This is a genomic window from Bradyrhizobium sp. CCGB20, from assembly GCF_024199855.1.
Taxonomy (GTDB): Bacteria; Pseudomonadota; Alphaproteobacteria; order Rhizobiales; family Xanthobacteraceae; genus Bradyrhizobium.
Genome location: NZ_JANADN010000001.1, coordinates 3,335,145 through 3,351,881, shown reverse-complemented (window position 1 = coordinate 3,351,881; position 16,737 = coordinate 3,335,145). Strand labels below are relative to the sequence as shown.

At 66.1% G+C, this 16,737-nt stretch carries 13 protein-coding genes; 2 read left to right on the top strand and 11 right to left on the bottom strand.

Going from position 1 to position 16,737, the window contains the following annotated elements; genetic code table 11:
- Window positions 1-51: 51 nt before the first annotated feature.
- From NLM15_RS15355 to NLM15_RS15305, 11 genes are all read right to left on the bottom strand, one after another.
- Window positions 52-1,485 (bottom strand): NAD-dependent succinate-semialdehyde dehydrogenase, encoded by a 1,434-nt coding sequence (locus tag NLM15_RS15355; RefSeq protein ID WP_254117904.1) that lies wholly within the window; start codon window positions 1,483-1,485, stop codon window positions 52-54.
- A 98-nt stretch (window positions 1,486-1,583) separates the two neighbouring features.
- Complete coding sequence (locus NLM15_RS15350; RefSeq protein ID WP_254117903.1) at window positions 1,584-3,281, bottom strand: GMC family oxidoreductase; 1,698 nt, start codon at window positions 3,279-3,281, stop codon at window positions 1,584-1,586.
- 60 nt (window positions 3,282-3,341) lie between these two features.
- On the bottom strand, window positions 3,342-4,673 hold the full coding sequence (locus NLM15_RS15345) for an MFS transporter (protein ID WP_254117902.1): 1,332 nt from the start codon (window positions 4,671-4,673) through the stop codon (window positions 3,342-3,344).
- 72 nt (window positions 4,674-4,745) lie between these two features.
- The gene (locus NLM15_RS15340) at window positions 4,746-5,552 is read right to left on the bottom strand and encodes an enoyl-CoA hydratase/isomerase family protein (protein WP_254117901.1); all 807 of its coding nucleotides are present in this window, start codon (window positions 5,550-5,552) and stop codon (window positions 4,746-4,748) included.
- Between the two features lie 38 nt (window positions 5,553-5,590).
- Entirely contained in the window at window positions 5,591-7,135 is a 1,545-nt protein-coding gene (locus NLM15_RS15335; RefSeq protein WP_254117900.1) for an AMP-binding protein, read from the bottom strand.
- A complete protein-coding gene (locus NLM15_RS15330) occupies window positions 7,128-7,646 on the bottom strand; it encodes a (2Fe-2S)-binding protein (RefSeq protein WP_254117899.1) in 519 nt (172 codons plus the stop codon). Before NLM15_RS15330 ends, NLM15_RS15335 begins: the two co-directional genes overlap by 8 nt.
- Entirely contained in the window at window positions 7,643-8,458 is an 816-nt protein-coding gene (locus tag NLM15_RS15325; RefSeq protein ID WP_254117898.1) for a xanthine dehydrogenase family protein subunit M, read from the bottom strand. The genes NLM15_RS15330 and NLM15_RS15325 overlap by 4 nt, the downstream gene beginning before the upstream one ends.
- Complete coding sequence (locus tag NLM15_RS15320; protein WP_254117897.1) at window positions 8,455-11,457, bottom strand: molybdopterin cofactor-binding domain-containing protein; 3,003 nt, start codon at window positions 11,455-11,457, stop codon at window positions 8,455-8,457. The genes NLM15_RS15325 and NLM15_RS15320 overlap by 4 nt, the downstream gene beginning before the upstream one ends.
- 143 nt (window positions 11,458-11,600) lie before the next feature.
- Window positions 11,601-12,440: a helix-turn-helix transcriptional regulator gene (locus tag NLM15_RS15315; protein ID WP_254117896.1), complete on the bottom strand. Its 840-nt coding sequence runs from the start codon at window positions 12,438-12,440 to the stop codon at window positions 11,601-11,603.
- A gap of 124 nt (window positions 12,441-12,564) precedes the next feature.
- The gene (locus tag NLM15_RS15310; RefSeq protein WP_254117895.1) at window positions 12,565-13,986 is read right to left on the bottom strand and encodes a UbiD family decarboxylase; all 1,422 of its coding nucleotides are present in this window, start codon (window positions 13,984-13,986) and stop codon (window positions 12,565-12,567) included.
- A gap of 28 nt (window positions 13,987-14,014) precedes the next feature.
- Window positions 14,015-14,635 (bottom strand): UbiX family flavin prenyltransferase, encoded by a 621-nt coding sequence (locus tag NLM15_RS15305; protein WP_254117894.1) that lies wholly within the window; start codon window positions 14,633-14,635, stop codon window positions 14,015-14,017.
- A 162-nt stretch (window positions 14,636-14,797) separates the two neighbouring features.
- On the opposite strand from NLM15_RS15305, the gene NLM15_RS15300 reads away from it, so the two are divergent.
- Window positions 14,798-15,766, top strand: a complete 969-nt coding sequence (locus NLM15_RS15300; protein ID WP_254117893.1) for a LysR family transcriptional regulator — start codon at window positions 14,798-14,800, stop codon at window positions 15,764-15,766.
- Window positions 15,767-15,864: 98 nt separating this feature from the next.
- The gene (locus NLM15_RS15295) at window positions 15,865-16,683 is read left to right on the top strand and encodes a helix-turn-helix domain-containing protein (protein WP_254117892.1); all 819 of its coding nucleotides are present in this window, start codon (window positions 15,865-15,867) and stop codon (window positions 16,681-16,683) included.
- Window positions 16,684-16,737: the final 54 nt, after the last annotated feature.

Genomic DNA, 16,737 nt, shown 5'->3' with positions numbered 1-16,737 from the left:
GAGACGGAAGAGGTGGGTTACGCCTTGCGGCTAACCCACCCTAACTTCGTCTTACGCGCTCGCCTGGGTCACGAACTTCGTGTTCAGATAACCCTCGATCGCCTCGAGACCGCCCTCGGAGCCGTAACCGGAATCCTTGATGCCGCCGAACGGCACTTCCGGCAGCGCGAGACCGTGATGGTTGATCGACACCATGCCGCTCTCGATGTCGGAGCCGATCGCCTGCATCGTCTTGGTCGAGGTCGTGTAGGCGTAGGCCGCAAGCCCGTAAGGCAGACGGTTGGCCTCGGCCACCACTTCGTCATAGCTGCGGAAGGACGTGATCGGAGCAAGCGGTCCGAACGGCTCCTCGTTCATGATGCGGGCATCGCGCGGCACATCGGTGATGACGGTCGGCTCGAAGAAGAAACCTTCATTGCCGATACGCTTGCCGCCGGCCTGCACCTTGGCGCCGCGCTGGACTGCGTCGGAGACCAGACCTTCCATGGCGTCGACACGGCGCGGGTTCGCCAGCGGGCCCATGCGGGTGTCCTTGTCGAGGCCATTGCCGACCTTGAGGCCCTTGGCGGCAGCCACGAACTTGTCGACGAAGGGCTGATAGACGCTTTCGTGCACCAGGAAGCGCGTCGGCGAGACGCAGACCTGGCCGGCGTTGCGGAACTTGTTGGCCGAGAGAATCTTCGCGGCGTTGTCGAGGTCCGCATCCGCAAACACGATCGCCGGCGCATGGCCGCCGAGCTCCATGGTGACGCGCTTCATGTGCAGGCCGGCGAGTGCGGCCAGATGCTTGCCGACCGCGGTCGAGCCGGTGAAGCTGATCTTGCGGATGATCGGATGCGGAATGAGATATTCCGACACTTCCGACGGCACGCCGAACACCAGCTGGACGACGCCGGGCGGAATGCCCGCGTCGGCATAGGCGCGCACCAGCTCCATGCAGCTCGCCGGCGTCTCTTCCGGACCCTTGACGATGATCGAGCAGCCTGCGGCGAGCGCGGCCGAGATCTTGCGGACGGCCTGGTTGATCGGGAAATTCCAGGGCGTGAACGCCGCGACCGGGCCCACCGGCTCCTTGGTCACGAGCTGGGAGACATTGCCCATCCGCGGCGGCACGATGCGGCCATAGGCGCGGCGGGCTTCCTCGGAGAACCAGTCGATGAGGTCGCCGGCCAGCATGGTCTCGCCCTGCGCTTCGACGACCGGCTTGCCCTGCTCCATGGTCATCACGGGCGCGATCTCGGCGGCGCGCGAGCGGATGATGTCGGCGGCCTTGCGCATCAGCTTGTAGCGGTCGAACGGCGAGGTCTTGCGCCAGATTTCGAAGCCGGCCTTGGAGGCCTCCAGCGCGCGGTCGAGATCCGCCTTCGAGGCATGCGGGGTCTTGCCGATCGGCTGGCCGGTCGCGGGATTGAGGATGTCCTCCGACTTGCCGGACGTGCCGTCGGTCCACTCGCCGGCGATGAACATTTGAACTTTCGGGTACATCCCAGGTCTCCTGCATGATTTCCACGGCAGCGGGATCGGCGCCCGCCGCCTAATAAGTGGGCGCAGAGCTACACCGAAAGACGGCCGGCGGAAAGGGATCAATGATGCCGCAGCAAGGCATCGCTGATCTTCTCGGCCGCCATGATCACGGGGATATTGGTATTGGCCGTCGGCAGCCTTGGCATGATCGAGGCGTCCGCCACGAAGATGTTCTCGCTGCCGATCACCCTGCCCTCGGGATCGACCACCGCCAACGGATCGGCCGGATCGCCCATGCGGCATGTCCCCACGGGGTGCCAGACGCCGAACACGCTTTGCCGCACGAAGGCTTCGAGGGCGCGGTCGTCCGCCAGCGTCGCCTGAAACGCCGTACCGTTGAGGAGCACGAGCCGGATCAGGAGTTGCCGGAGGCCGGCGGGCACGTCGAGCATCGGACCGAGGATGGAGGCAACGATGCGGTTGGCTGTACCGTACCGGCTCAGCCGCTTGATGCGCGGAGAATAGGACGCTGGAAAGAAATCGCCTGCCTCAGGGTTGAGCGCGGGATGAGCGACTAGCCTGGCGAGGAGCCGGACGGAAGCGACCAGCCGTTCGAGATCGCGCGGGTCGGACAAGAGATTGAGATCGACGACGGGATAGGTCCTGGGATCGGGCGTCGCCAGCGTGAGCGAGCCGCTCGAATACGGCCGGTTGCACCAGAGGAAATAGAGCCCGAGCCGTGTGCCCAGCGCGTGCCAGCCGCCGCGGGCCGAAGCCGTGATGTACATGTCGGAGGCGTCGCAGCCCTGCTGTCCCGACGAGAAGCGCATGGCCGCAAAATTGGGGCGGCGCCGGGCCAGCGGCAGCCGTAGCCGGCGTGGCAGATACTGGCAGAAGGTCAGCGCCGGATGGTCGCGCAGATTGCTGCCGACGCCCAGGAGATCGATGGCCACGGGGATGCCGAGCGCTTGCAGCGCCGCCCCCGGGCCGATGCCCGCCCGCATCAGGATCGCCGGCGATTGCAGTGCGCCTGCGGTGAGGATCACGCGACCGGCGCTGACTATGATCGTCTGGCCGCCACGCGCGACCACCACGCCGGTCGCGCGGCGACCTTCGATCTGAAGGTGCTCCACCTCGCTGTCCGCCCAGATCGCCAGGTTCGGCCGCGCCCGCGTTGCCGTATCGAGATAGCCGGCGGCCGTGGACACGCGCCGGTCGTTGCGATTGGAGAACGCCGGCGGAAAGATGCCGTCGTCGAATTCGGCGTTCTGGTCCTTGCGCAACGGCAGGCCGGTTGCCGACAGCGCCTCGGCGACGGCGCGGCCAAACTGCGGCATCGCCTCGCGCGCGATACGGCGGATCGGGATCGGCCCGCGCTTGCCGTGCAGCGGGCCGTCGAAATCCAGATCGGTCTCGAGCTTGAGGAAATATGGCAGGACATCCACCCAGCCCCAGCCGCGCGCGCCGAGATCGCGCCATTCGTCGTAATCGCGCGGCAGGCCGCGATTGGCCGACTGCACGTTGATGCTGGAGCCGCCGCCCATCACGCGGCCCTGCTCATAGGCGCGGATAACAGGCTTGCCCCCGACATTGCGACCGGCCGCCGCCGACAGGCCGGGCCAGATGTATTTGTCGCCGAAGAACACCGTCATCGGATAGCTGTCGAGGATTTCGGGCGGCGTCGCTTCCGGCGGGGTATCCATCCCGGCTTCAATCAGAAGCACGCGCCGTTGCCCGTCAGCAGAAAGCCGGTTGGCGAGCACGCAGCCCGCCGACCCGCCGCCGACGATCACGTCGTCGAAATGCAGCTCATCCATTCCCGTCTCGTCGTGCAATTCGATGGATCGGCGCGGCCTTTGCGGCCGCGCCGATTTGGCTCAGCGGAAGTTGCCCTTGGTCTCGGGGATCACGACCGCGCCGATCAGGTAGATCACGAACACGCCGACCGCGAAGTAGGCCAGCGACATCGGAATCTCCGCGGGGCTTCCGCTCACCAGCGAAACGAAGGTCGGCATCATGCCGCCCAGCGCAAAGCCGATGTTCCAGGACAGGCCGGTGCCGCTCGCGCGCAGCGCGGTCGGGAACCGTTCGTTCAGGAAGATCAGCACCGGCGCGTAGCCGGCATTGCCGATGAAGGCGATCGCAAGCGCATAGAGCGTGATCTGCGTGGTGTCCTTGGTGGCCGCGAGGTTGAGATAGCACAGCGGCAGCAGCACCGCCGCGAGGACACCGATCAGGAGGAACGTCTTCTTGCGGCCGATGCGATCGCTGAGCGCGCCCACCAGCACCGCGGAGAAGAACGCCGACACACTCGCGCCCATCAGGATCAGCGACGAGGTCTGGTTCGGGACCGCGTTGATGACCTTCAGGAAGCTCGGCAGATAGCCCGAGGTCAGATAGTAGCCCGCGCCACCGCCGAAGGTGATGAGCAGGTTGACCAGCAGCACGCCGCGATACTCGCCGGAGAACACGTCCTTGACCGGCGCCTTCGAGACCTTCACCTGCTTGTTGCCCTGCTGGCGCTTGAGCTCCTTGAAGTACGGGGACTCCTCGAGGTTGCGGAAGATGAACCAGCCGAGCAGCGAGCTCAGCAGCCCCGAGAAGAACATGAAGCGCCAGCCCCACACCGCGAAGGCATCGCCGGGGAAGACCGACGACGTGATCAGGAAGATGAAGGACGCCAGCAGCGCGCCGATGCCGGCGCCGCCACCGCCGACCAGGCCCGACATCGCGCCGCGCCAATTCGCCGGCACCGATTCCGTGCCGATGGTGTGGGTGGACGCCACGACGCCGCCGACGAAGATGCCCTGCACCAGACGCAGCACCAGGAAGATGATCGGCGCGATCACGCCGACCTGCGCAATGGTCGGCAGCAGGCCGAACGCCGCCGTGCTGAGGCCGACGCCGACGATGGCAATCAGCATGGCCTGCTTGCGGCCGTGCACGTCGGCGTAATGACCAAACACCGCCGAGCCGAGCGGACGCATCAGCAGCGTGACGGCGAACGAGCCGTAGACCGCGGCCAGCGACAGCGCCGCATTGCTCGACGGAAAGAACAGCGCGCCGACGATCGGCGCCACGTAGAGCAGAATGAACAAATCGAACAGATCGAGTGCCCATCCGAGCACCGATGCGATGATCGCATTGACCATCTGCTTGTTATCCGCCGATGCTTGCGCACCCGCGACCGGCATATCCATCTCAGCCATGTTGTTTTACCTCCCCCGTTTGAATAGGGCCGCGGTCCGCGCCATTGCGAACCGCGGCAGTTTTGTCGCGTATCAGCGCCCGGTGAATTTCGGTGGACGCTTGGCGTTGAAGGCCTCGACGCCCTCCTTGAAGTCTTCCGACTGGCGCAGGCGGCTGTAGCAATGGCCTTCGAGCTCGATGGCGATGGCGAGCGTCGAATCCTCGGTGTCGTTGAGCAGCTTCTTGGCGGTGCGCTGCGCCAGCGGCGAGAAGGTGCGGAGCTCGTCGACGAGCTTGTCGGTCGCCTTCTCCAACTCGGCATCCGGCACGCATTCGGTCGCAATGCCCCACTCGTAGGCCTGCTTGGCCGAGATGCGCTTGGAGCGCATCACGATGTCCTTGGTGCGGGTGATGCCGACCATCTTCTGCAGGCGGGCCGAACCGCCCGAGCCAGGGATCTGGCCGAGCTTCTGCTCCGGCAGCGCGTATTGCGTCGTCTCCGAGGCGATGCGGAAATCGCAGGCCAGCGACAGCTCGAAGCCGACGCCAAAGCAATAGCCGCGGTTGGCGACGATGACGGGCTTGGCGCAACGCGCGGGCGCGGCGATGTTCCAGGCGAGCTTGGACACATGCTCGGGGCTCGCTTCCATGAAGCCGCCGATATTGCCGCCGCTGGAGAAATGCTCCCCCTCGCCGCGCACGACGATCACGCGGACGCGCGGATCCTCGTCCAGCGTCTCGAAGGTCAGGCGCAGCTGGTCGCGCTGCGGCATCGCCACGACGTTGTAGGGCGGACGGCCCAGGATGATATCGGCGCGCTCATGCGCCTCGTCGATCTCGACCTTGAACCCGTCGAGCTTGGCGAGCCGAGGGTCAGTGAATGTATAGGGTGACGGCATGTTGTCTTCCTTCTGTTGATTGTTGATGGCTGTGATGATCAGGCCGCGTCCGAGGGCGGCAGGCGCTCGGCCTCGTATTCTCCGGCGACGAGCAGTCGCCGCAGCAGCTTGCCGACCGGCGATTTCGGGATCGCGTCGACGAAGACGTAGCGGCGCGGCCGCTTGAAATTGGCAAGGCCCGAGGTGCGGCAGAACTGCTCCAGCTCGACGTCGGAGACGGCGCGGTTGCGCTTGACGAACGCGGCGACGACCTTGCCCCACTTCTCGTCGGCGACACCGACCACCGCGACCTCGTCGACCGCCGGATGCAGCGACAGGCAGCTCTCGATCTCGACCGGCGAGACATTCTCGCCGCCAGTGATGATCATGTCGTCGACACGGCCGGTGACGAAGAGATCGCCGTCAGGATCAATGAGGCCGGTATCCCCCGTAAAATACCATCCCTCGCGCAGCGACTTGGCGTCGGCTTCAGGGCGTCGCCAGTAACCCTCGAAGGACTCATCCCCCGCGAGCGTCGCGATGATCTCGCCCTCCTCGCCGACCGCGGCAAGCTCCGCGACCGACTTCGCGCCGATGCGCACGACCTTGACATGCTGGTTCAACCCCGCCTTGCCGGCCGAGCCCGGTTTTGCCGCCGCGTTCTGGTCGATCGTAAAGGTGTAGATCTCGGAGCTGCCGTAATGATTGACGAACAGCTCCGGCTTGAACGCCTCGTTCAGCTTCTTCAGCAGGCCATCGGTCATCGACGCACCGGCGAAGCCGAGCTTGCGCACGCTGGAGACGTCGGTCTTCGCGAAGGCCTCGTGATGGACGAGGTCGTGGTAGAGCGTCGGAACGAGATAGAGGTTGGTGATCTCTTCCTTCTCGATTAACGCCAATGCCTGGCGGCTGTCATAGCGCGGCAGGCAGATGAAGCTGCCGCCGATCAGCGACATCGCCAGCAGCGAGCGCACACCCATGGTGTGATATAGCGGCATCACGCCGAGCGTGCGCTCGCCGCGGGCGTAGAGATTTTGCGCGACATGGGCGATCGCGGCCGCGCGTTCGGCACGATGCCGCCTCGGCACGCCCTTCGGGCGCGAGGTCGTGCCCGAGGTGTAGAGCATGATCGACCAGGCATCGGCGCCGACACGCGGTTCGGCATCCGGCGCGCTGTCCTTGACCAGATCGGCGAAGCTGGTCGCCTCGCCTGTTCCGGGATCGACGGACACGCGCAGCAGCTTGCCTGATAGCGCCGAGCCTTGCACCGCGTCGGCGGAGACGTCCTGATAGACGATCGCGCAGGCTTCGGCGTTTTCGATGCAGTAATCGAGCTCGTCGGCCTTGGCGCGCCAGTTGATCGGCGTGATCACGAGGCCCGCGAACTGGCAGGCCCAGTGCAGCGTCGCGGCCTCCCAGCGGTTCTGCAAGAGCGTAACGACGTGATCGCCGGGCTTGAGGCCGAGGCGCTCGAGCGAGGCCACGAGCGCGGAAATCTTGTCGTACCATTGCCGGTAGGTCAGGCGCAGATCGCCGTCGACCAGCGCGATTGTCTGGGGATCGCGCGCGGCGCTGGCCATGAAGCTGCTGGCGAGATCAAGCATCTGACGTCTCTTTTTTGGATGAAGTGAGCTCTGCGGCGGCTTCGAGGGCCGCCTGGATGATCGGGGTGTAGCCGGTGCAGCGGCAGATATGCCCGCTGAGGAGATCGCGAATCTCCGCCTCGGTCGGCGCAGGATTCCGGGCGAGATAGTGGTCGAGCGACATCAAAATGCCGGCGGTGCAGAAGCCGCACTGGAGCGCGTGGTTGCGGCGGAACGCCTGTTGCAGCACGCCGAGCCGGTCGGCCGAAGGTGCGAGTCCTTCGACCGTCCTGATCTCGCAGCCTTCGACCTGCGCGGCGAGCGTCAGGCAGGACCGGGTCAGCATGCCGTCGACGACGACAGTGCAGGCGCCGCAGACGCCGTGCTCGCAACCGACATGGGTGCCGGTGGCACCCAGCTGATGGCGCAGGAAATCGGAAAGCAGCATGCGTGGTTCGGCTTCACTCTCCACGGGCTTGCCGTTCAGCGAGAAACGGACCGCATGGCGCTGATCTGCCTTGAGACGGGTCATTGCAGCACCTCGCTGATCAGATCGCGGCCGATCATGCGCACGAGGTCGCGGCGGTAGCGGGCGGTGGCGTGGACGTCGTCACGCGCGCCGAGCTCGTAGGCAAAGGCGTTGAGGGCATCATCGAGCGCAGTCCCTTCGAGCCGCGGCCAGTCTCGCGTGGTGGGTACGTCAGCAACGCCGCCAACGGCGAGCCGCACACCCGTCGGCGTCTTCATCGCGGCGCAGGCGACGATGGCGAAATCCCCATGACGGCGCGCGACCTCACGGAAGGCAACGCGTGATCCCTTGGTGACCGGCAGCGAGATGCCTTCGATCAGCTCGTCGTCGCTCCGCGCCGTCAGCATCATGCCGGCGAAGAAGTCTTTTGCAGCGACACGGCGACGCCGTTTGGCGCTGCGCAAAAATACCTCGCCACCAAGCGCGACCAGCGTCAGCGGCATCTCGGCGCTGGGATCGGCATGCGCGAGCGAGCCGCAGATGGTGCCGCGGCTGCGGGTCTGCATATGCCCGACCCAGGGCAGCGCCAGCGCCACCAGCGGCAGCGCTTCGGCGAGATCCGGCCATGCGAGGAGATCGGCCTGGCGCACGCCGGCGCCGATGACGACGGCGTCGCCCTTCCGCTCGATCTGGCGAAGCTCCTTGAGACGCATGATGTCGATCAGCAGCTTCGGCTTGGCGAGGCGCATGTTGAGCATCGCCATCAGCGACTGCCCTCCGGCAAGGACGCGGGCGTCGCCGCCTTGCTGCGCGAGCCCTTCGAGGACTTCACTGATGCTCCCGGCGCGGAGATAGTCGAATGCGGGCGGCTTCATCGGCGCCCCCCGAACAGGCTTGAGAGCTTCGCCAGCAGGCCGAACAGCGAGAAGCCGCCGCCCGTCGCGCTACCACCACCGGCCTTGCGGGCCAACGCGGTGAAGAACTGCCCGATGATCACGCGCGTTGCACCATCGAGCAAACGGCCGCCGATGCTGGCGACCTTGCCGCCGATGGCGGCGTCATAGCTGTAGGTCAGCTTGGTTCCGCCGCCGCCGTCCGGCGCGAGCGTGATCCGACCCTCGGCGCTGCCGAAGCCGAGCGCACCGGTGGCGCCGCCGCGCAGAGTGACCGCGCGCGGCGGATCGAGATCGAACAGCTCGACATCGGCGCGGTAGCGCCCGGTGACGGGGCCGATGCCGAGCGTGACATCGGCGCGGAAATGCGTGTCGGTGACCTTGTCGACGCGCTGGCAGCCGGGAATGACGGATTGCAGCGTCGCGGGATCGAGCAGCATCGCCCAGACCTGCTCGGGCGCACCCTTCACCGAGGCCTGCCCCTCGCCCCGCAGCCGGCGATCGCCTTCGCGCGCGCGCGCAGCAGTCGCGCCGCCCGCAGGCGGCGGCGGCTCGTCGCCGCGCACCAGCTCCGCAAGCCGCGCCGGCACCAGTGGCAGCGTGATGTCGGCAACGCCGAGCGCATCCGCGACCGCATTGGCGAGGCACACCGGCGTCGACATGCAATTGCCCTCGCCGACGCCCTTGGCACCAAGCGGCGTGAACGGCGACGGCGTCTCCATGTGGATGATCTCGGGCTCCGGCACCTCTGTCGTGGTCGGTAGCAGATAGTCGGCGAGCGTCCCCGTCAGGAAACTGCCGTCCTCGGCATAGGCATATTCCTCGTAGAGCGCGGCTCCGAGCGCCTGCGCAAAGCCGCCGCGGATCTGGCCGTTGACCATGCCGGGATGCAAAATGGTGCCGCAATCGTGCATGGTGACGTAGCGATCGATCCGCGTCTCCAGCGTCGTGCGGTCGATCTCGACGCCGCAGAAGTCGAAAATGAAGCCGTGGCAGAGCGAGGAATTGATGCGGTCGTCCTCATCGGGCGGCGTCAGCTCCGGCGGCGTCCAGAACACGGTTTCGCGGATGGTCTGGCCGGCATCGTCGGGCAGCGAGCCCGGCGACCAGTGGCTGAGGGCGGCGACGCGCGAGAATGCGATGCGGTTCTCAGGATTGTGCTTCGAGGCGACAAAACCCTTTGCGAACACGATGTCCGCGGCCTCGACGTTGAGCTGGCTCGCCGCAATACGCGCGAGACGGCTCGCAACGCGCTCAGCGGCCAGCTTTGCCGTGCCGGCCACGGCGGCTGCGAAACGGCTGGCGTAGTTGCCCGAGGCAATCGACCACGCGTCCTTGGCCGTGTCGATCTCGGTGTTGACGCGGATGTCCTTTGGCTGAAGGCCGAAGACGTCGGCGACGACCTGCGATAGCACCGTGCGATGGCCCTGCCCCTGCGGCACCGAGGCGACGTGAACCGTGACGCTGCCGACCGGATCGAGCCCGACCGTCGCGGTCGCCTGCGCGCCGTTCTTCGGCCCGGCCTTGCGGCGCTCCGCCGCCGTCAGCACGGTGGTGATGTAGCCCATGTTGGAGACGCTGGGCTCGACCACCGCGGTGAAGCCAATGCCGTAGAGCCGCCCCTGCGCCCGCGCCTCGTCGCGGCGCGATTTAAGTTCCGCGAGCCTGCCCTGCTCGACCGCGCGCGCGACGGCTTCCTGGTAATTTCCGGAATCGAGCAAGGCGCCCGTCGCGGTGCGATAGGGAAACGCACCGGCGTCGATCAGATTGCGCTTGATGACATCGAGCGGATCGAGCTTGAGGCCTATTGCGATCCTCTGAACCAGTCGCTCCAGCGCGAAATAGACCTGCGGGCCACCAAAGCCACGGTTGAGGCCGGTCGGCGTCTTGTTGGTGACGACGACGCGGTTGCGGATGCTGACGTGACGGATGTCGTAAGCGCCGGTCATGTTGCCGTGCATGCGGTAGAGCGTCGCCGGCTCGGGCGCGCGCAAGTGAGCGCCGCAATCCTCGACCTGGTCCCAGTCGAGTGCGAGGATCTTGCCGTCGCTTGCGACCGCCGCCGACAATGTCGTCGCGCGGTTGGTCGCCGACACCGATGCGGTGAGATGCTCGAGCCGGTCCTCGATCCACTTGACCGGCCGGCCCGTGACACGCGCGGCCGCGGCGATCAGCACGATGTAGGGAAACACGCCCTGCTTGACGCCAAAGCTACCGCCGGAATCCGGCGGCGTACGCAGCCGCAGCCGGTTGCCCGGCACTTTCAGCGCGCGCGCAATGACTGTGTGGATGCTGAACGGGCCCTGGAAATTTGCGAGCACCTCGTAGGCATCTTCGCCGGCATCGTGCGAGGCGACGACGCCGTAGGTCTCGATCGGCGTGCAGGAATTGCGGGGATAGCGGATGTCGACGGAGAAACGATGCGGCGCATCCGCAAAGGCCTTCTCAGGGTCGCCATAGCGAAACGCGCGTTCGCTGGCGAGATTGCCCGGAAAGCCGTCATGCAGCACCGGTGCACCCGCCGCGATCGCACCAAGCGGATCGACCACGGCGCCGCGCGGGCGGTATTCGACGTTGATGAGCTCGGCCGCGTCTTCCGCGCGGGCGCGGTCGGTCGCGACGACCACCGCCACGGGCTCGCCGACATAGCGCACGCGGTCCATCGCGATGGGCCAGCACTCGACCGGAGCCTTCACACCGACGACGAGGGTTGTGGTGACCGCCTTGACGTCCTCGCCGGTCAGGACGGCGGTAACGCCCGGCAGATTCCTTGCGGCTTTAGCATCGATCGAGAGAATGTCGGCATGCGCGTGCGGCGAGCGCAAAATCGTCGCGTGCAGTGTGCCGGGTTGAACGCCGAGATCGTCGATGAAGCGGCCGCGGCCGCTCAGCAGCGCGGCGTCTTCGACGCGCTCGATCGAACGCCCGACCCACGGCTCGTCGCCACTTCCTGGATTTGCGGATTTGACCGCCTGCAACATGTCCCGGCATACCTCCCGACGCGTTCTTTGACGCGACGGTGACAGATGTCAGGACGGGGGATGCGGGGGCCATACCGCCCGCTCTCACGACTTACCAAATCGTCTCATTCGAGAGCGTGCAGCGCAATATCGGCCCGCAAGACTCAACCTGCAAGACGCGAGACGTTGCGAAACTCGCGCGGGCTGACGCCGGCGTGATCGCGGAAGAAGCGCGTGAAATGCGCCGGCTCCGGAAACCCAAACCGCTCGCTGAGCTCGCCGAGCGGCGTATCCTCGCGCATCACGGCATCGAGCGCGCGCTCCATGCGGACGACGTTAAGATAGATCTTTGGCGAGACGCCGAGCGAGGTCTCGAACAGGCGGAAGAACTGCGCGCGCGAGAGACCTGCGCCCTTCACGAACTGATCGACATTGGCATAGGAATCGTTCACCCGCATCGCGTCCATGGCGCGGCGGATGCGCCAGTCGCAGCTCACCGCGCTCATGCCGCGGATCGAGGTCGGGAAACTGCGCCAGGGCGTGAAGCGCTCGATCACCGCGATCATCAGGTCGGACAGCGTCTGCTCGTGCGTGCGCACCGCATCCGGATTCGCCATCATTTCAGCCGCCAGATGCAGCGTGAGCTGGCGAATGCGCGGCGACACCTCTCCCGACGGCCGTTCGAAAAAGCCCGGCGCGCCGCTCGCCGCCCAGCCGGGACGGAACTCCTTCAGCCATTCCGGCTCGATATAGAGCGCCATGATGAGGGTGCGCGGACGATTGGCGTCGTGCACATAGGCATGCGGCTTCCACCCGTCGACGAGAACGGCGGCGGTGTCCGTCAGCGGCGTGACCTGGTCTCCGACCATGAACTGCGTATCGGCGCCCTCGACCTTGAGCAGGACGTGGCAGTGATGATGGGCGTGGCGGACCAGCGAACGGTCCATGTCGAGCAGAGCGACCCTGCCGAAAGCGCCATGAGCGATGCGCAGGGCCGTCGACATCAGTTCCGTCCTCCCGGCATTGCGCCGCAAAATGGTTGGCTTGTTGGCGCGGCACTATAGGCAGCACCGGCTTCATATTCCAACCGCGCACAAAGACGCAAGTTGCAGGCGGGCGGTAATCCGCTCATGTCCGCGCCTCCGCAAGCAGGCGCGCGACCGCCGCGCTCGGATCGGCCTGCAAGGCAGCGGCGAGATTCACGTCCTCCTCGCCCTTGACGCGAATGCGCTTGAAGGCGAGCTCGGGTGCGCTGACTGGCGCGGTCGCATCCAGGCCCATCTTGGCACTGATGCCGTTGTCGGTGGTCGGATCGAGTTTTGAGCCGAGCGCGCCCGCGACGACCATGAGGTCGCGGTCGGCCTGGAAGCGTGTCGCCACCGCCCACTCGATCTCCTCGGACGAGGAGATGTCGACGTCCTTGTCCACCACGATCACCTGCTTGATGTCGTAGTGCGCGCCGAAAGCGCACATCATGACGTTCTTCGGCTCGCCGTCATTGGTCTTGTCCATCTTGATCGCGAGATGGTAGCGGCAGGTGCCGCCGCGCGTGAGACGAACATCGAGCACATTGGGGAAGCTGCGGCGCAAATGCTGGAGCAGCGTCGCCTCACGCGGGACGCCGCCGAGAATGAGATGCTCGAAGCCACCGCCGACGATGGTGTGGAAGATCGGCGCCTTGCGATGCGTGATCGCATCGACCTCAATCACCTCGCGATTGGCGCGCGGGCCGTAATACTGGGGGAATTCGCCGAACGGTCCTTCCGGCTCACGCACGCCTTGCAGAATCCGTCCTTCAATGACGATCTCCGCATGGGCGGGAACGCGCACCGAATTGGTGCGGCACTTCACGACATCGACCGGCGCGCCGAGCAGCGCGCCCGCGATCGCCATCTCGTCCTCGTCCAGTGCGGCGATGGCTTGGGATGCCAGCATCAGCGCCGGATGCGCGCCGATCACGATCGCGATCTCCAGCGCCTGGCCCAGCTCTTCGGCGAGGCGATAGTAAGAAAACGTGTGACGCGGCAGCAGCAGCACGCCGATGCGGTTCTTGCTGGAGATCTGGCAACGGTGGATCGAGACGTTCTGCACGCCGGTCTTCGGATTGCGCGCGATCAGCAAGCCGGCAGTGATGTAGGGACCGCTGTCCCGCTCGTTGTGCTTGGGCACCGGAAGCTGGCGGAGCAGATCGACATCCTCGTGCACGACCTCCTGCACCGGCCCGCTCGGCACCTCATGCGTCGGCAGCGGATTGCTTGCGGCAGCCAGGAATCGCGGCAGCAGCTGGTCCTCGCTCACGCCGATGGAATCGGCCACCCAGTCGCGGCCGGCAAACAGATTGGCGACGACGGGAATCTCGTGCCCGTCGGGGCGCGGAAACAGCACCGCGCTATCGCGCTCCAGCCGCTTGGCGATTGCGGCGAGTTCATCGGCCAGACCAATGCCCTCACGGGCGATGGCGAGCTTGCCGCGCTCGGCGAGGTAGGCGAGCCAGGCGCGCAGATCTGACGGCGCCTTCGCGCCCGCCTTGGCTGGAGTTTCCATTTGCATGTAACGGGTCTTTCCTTGGGTCTTCAGGTCAGGGCGCGATCTTGCGCAGCGGCGGTGAGCGGCGCTTGAGCGCCTCGTCCTCGCCCCAGCGGCGCACGACGCCGATATCGATGTCGTAGAGGTCGAGCACGCGGCCGACGGTGTGCTCGACCATGTCTTCGAGATTCTCGGGTTTTGCGTAGAACGCCGGCACGGGCGGCGCGATGATCGCGCCCATCTCCGACAGGGCGGTCATCGTCCTGAGATGCCCGGTATGCAGCGGCGTCTCGCGCACCATCAGCACCAGGCGACGGCGCTCCTTCAGCACGACGTCGGCGGCGCGCGTGAGCAGCGTCGTGGTGACGCCGGAGGCGATCTCGGACATCGAGCGCATCGAGCACGGCGCCACGATCATCCCGGCGGTGCGGAACGAGCCGCTCGATATTGCGGAGGCCATGTCGTCGTTCGCGTGGCAGACATTGGCGAGCTCCCTCACCTCCGCGATCTTCAGATCGGTCTCGTAGGCGAAAGTCAGCTCGGCAGTCTTCGACATCACCAGATGGGTCTCGACGCCGGCATTGCGCAGGAGCTGCAGCAGGCGCACGCCATAGGTGACACCCGAGGCGCCGGAAATGCCGATGATCATCCGCTTGGGGCTGGCGTCCTGCATATTTGTGATTTTGCTCCCTGGGGGACCGCGCCCCCTCAAGCGGCAAGACTAGGCAATCCCACCCATCACCACAAATAATGATTGATTATAACATTCATCATCTGGGATGATGGCCCGGAGCAAGATCGGCGAAGAAAGGCCAGGCCCGTGGAACTCAGGCAGATGCAATATTTCCTGTGCCTGGCCGAGGAGAAAAACGTCACCCGTGCTGCGCGCCAGCTCAACATCGTTCAGCCTGCACTGAGCATGCAGATCGCCAAGCTCGAGGCCGAGCTCGGCCAGAAGCTGTTCGATCGCAGCGTGCAGGGCATGACGCTGACCAGCGCCGGCGAGGCTTTGGTGCGCCTGACGGCGCCGATCGTGCGCGATGCCGAATATGCGCGGCAGGAGATGGCGCAGCTCGGCGGGCGCATCTCGGGGCGCGTCTCGGTCGGCCTCATCACCTCGGTGGCACAGAGCACCATGGCGAGTTCGTCCGCGGCCGTCGCCAGCCGCTATCCCGAGATCACGCTGTCGGCCTGCGAGGGCTACACCGAGACGCTGGTCGACTGGGTCAACACCGGCCAGCTCGATTTCGCGCTGATCAACGTGCCGCGCCGGAAGACGCCGCTGGCCGCGCATCACATCATGGACGAGGAGATGGTGTTCGCCTGCCGCAAGGACAGCCCGCTCAGGCCGCCGGCAAAACTGCGCTTCGACCACATCGCGAATTTCGACCTGGTGCTGCCCTCCAAGCGCCATGGCCTGCGGCTGATCCTGGACGAGCACGCCGCCGCAATCGGCATCGACCTGCGGCCGCGGCTCGAGCTCGACACCCTGCCCGCGCTCTGCGACGTCATCGCGACCACCAATTTCGCGACGGTGCTGCCGACCATCGCGCTCCGGCAATCGCTGGCAGGCGGGACGATCCGGGCGCATCGCTTCGACGCGCAGCGGATCGTGCGCTCGATTGCCTGGGTGCATCATCCGCGGCGCGCGGTGTCGGTCGCGGCCAAGGCCGTGCTGGACGTCATCAGCCACGATCTGGCGCAGGCCGCCGCCGCGGCGAGAGAGTTCGTGGAGCCCTCCTCCAGCGGCAAAGGCGCTTCGTCCCGCAAGGAGCAGCGCAAGCCAAGGAAGCGCGCCGGTTAGAACCGATCGAGATTAAGTCTCCCTGCGTTGAAAGTCGCGATCGCCGGCCAGATATTGCCTGTGCCCACTCCTCGCGTCCGGACCGACCATCTCCCGCCATGCCCTTCTTCCGGCTCAACGACGACCATTTTCTCCCCGACGACCTCGGGGATTTCGACCCTGAAATCGTGCCGCGCACCCTTGCCGCCTTCGGTGGCCGCATGGTCACCAAGGGCATGGAGCTGGCGATGCACGCGCATCGCAAGGACGAGCTGGTCCTGACCTTGCGCGGCATCGTCAGGCTGGAGGCGGGGCACGGCGTCTGGATCGTGCCGCCGCGCTGTGCGGTGTGGATCCCCGGAAATGTCCCGCACAGCGTGAGCGTTATCGGCGATGTCGAGATGCATTGCCTGTTCATCGAGCCGGAGGCTGTGCCGGCGTTGCCGCGACAATGCTGCGCGCTGTCGATCTCGCCTCTGCTGGCGAGCCTGCTGGTCCATGCCACCCACATGCCCGTGATGTACGACGTCGACGGCGCCGACGGACGGATCGCCACGGTGCTGCTCGACCAGCTCGCGGTCGCGCCGACCGAGGAGCTGCGCTTCCCGATGCCTGTCGACATGAGGCTGCGCCGCATCGCGAGCGCGTTGATGGAGGATCCGTCCGATCGCGCCACGATCGACGATTGGGGCCGGCGCATCGCGATTGCTCCCAGAACCCTCACCCGCATCCTGCAACGCGAGACAGGCATGAGCTTTGGCCGCTGGCGCCAGCAGCTCCACATCCTGATCGCGCTTCAACGCCTCGACCAGGGTGCCTCGGTGCAAGCAGTGGCGCTCGATCTCGGCTATGAGGGCGCGAGCGCCTTCGTCACCATGTTCCGCAAGGCGCTCGGCAAGCCGCCCGCGCGATATCTGGCCGAGCGCCGCGCACACTGACCGGAAATCGCAATCGATTGTCCCGTTCGCGGAATGCGGCCAAACGCACGATCT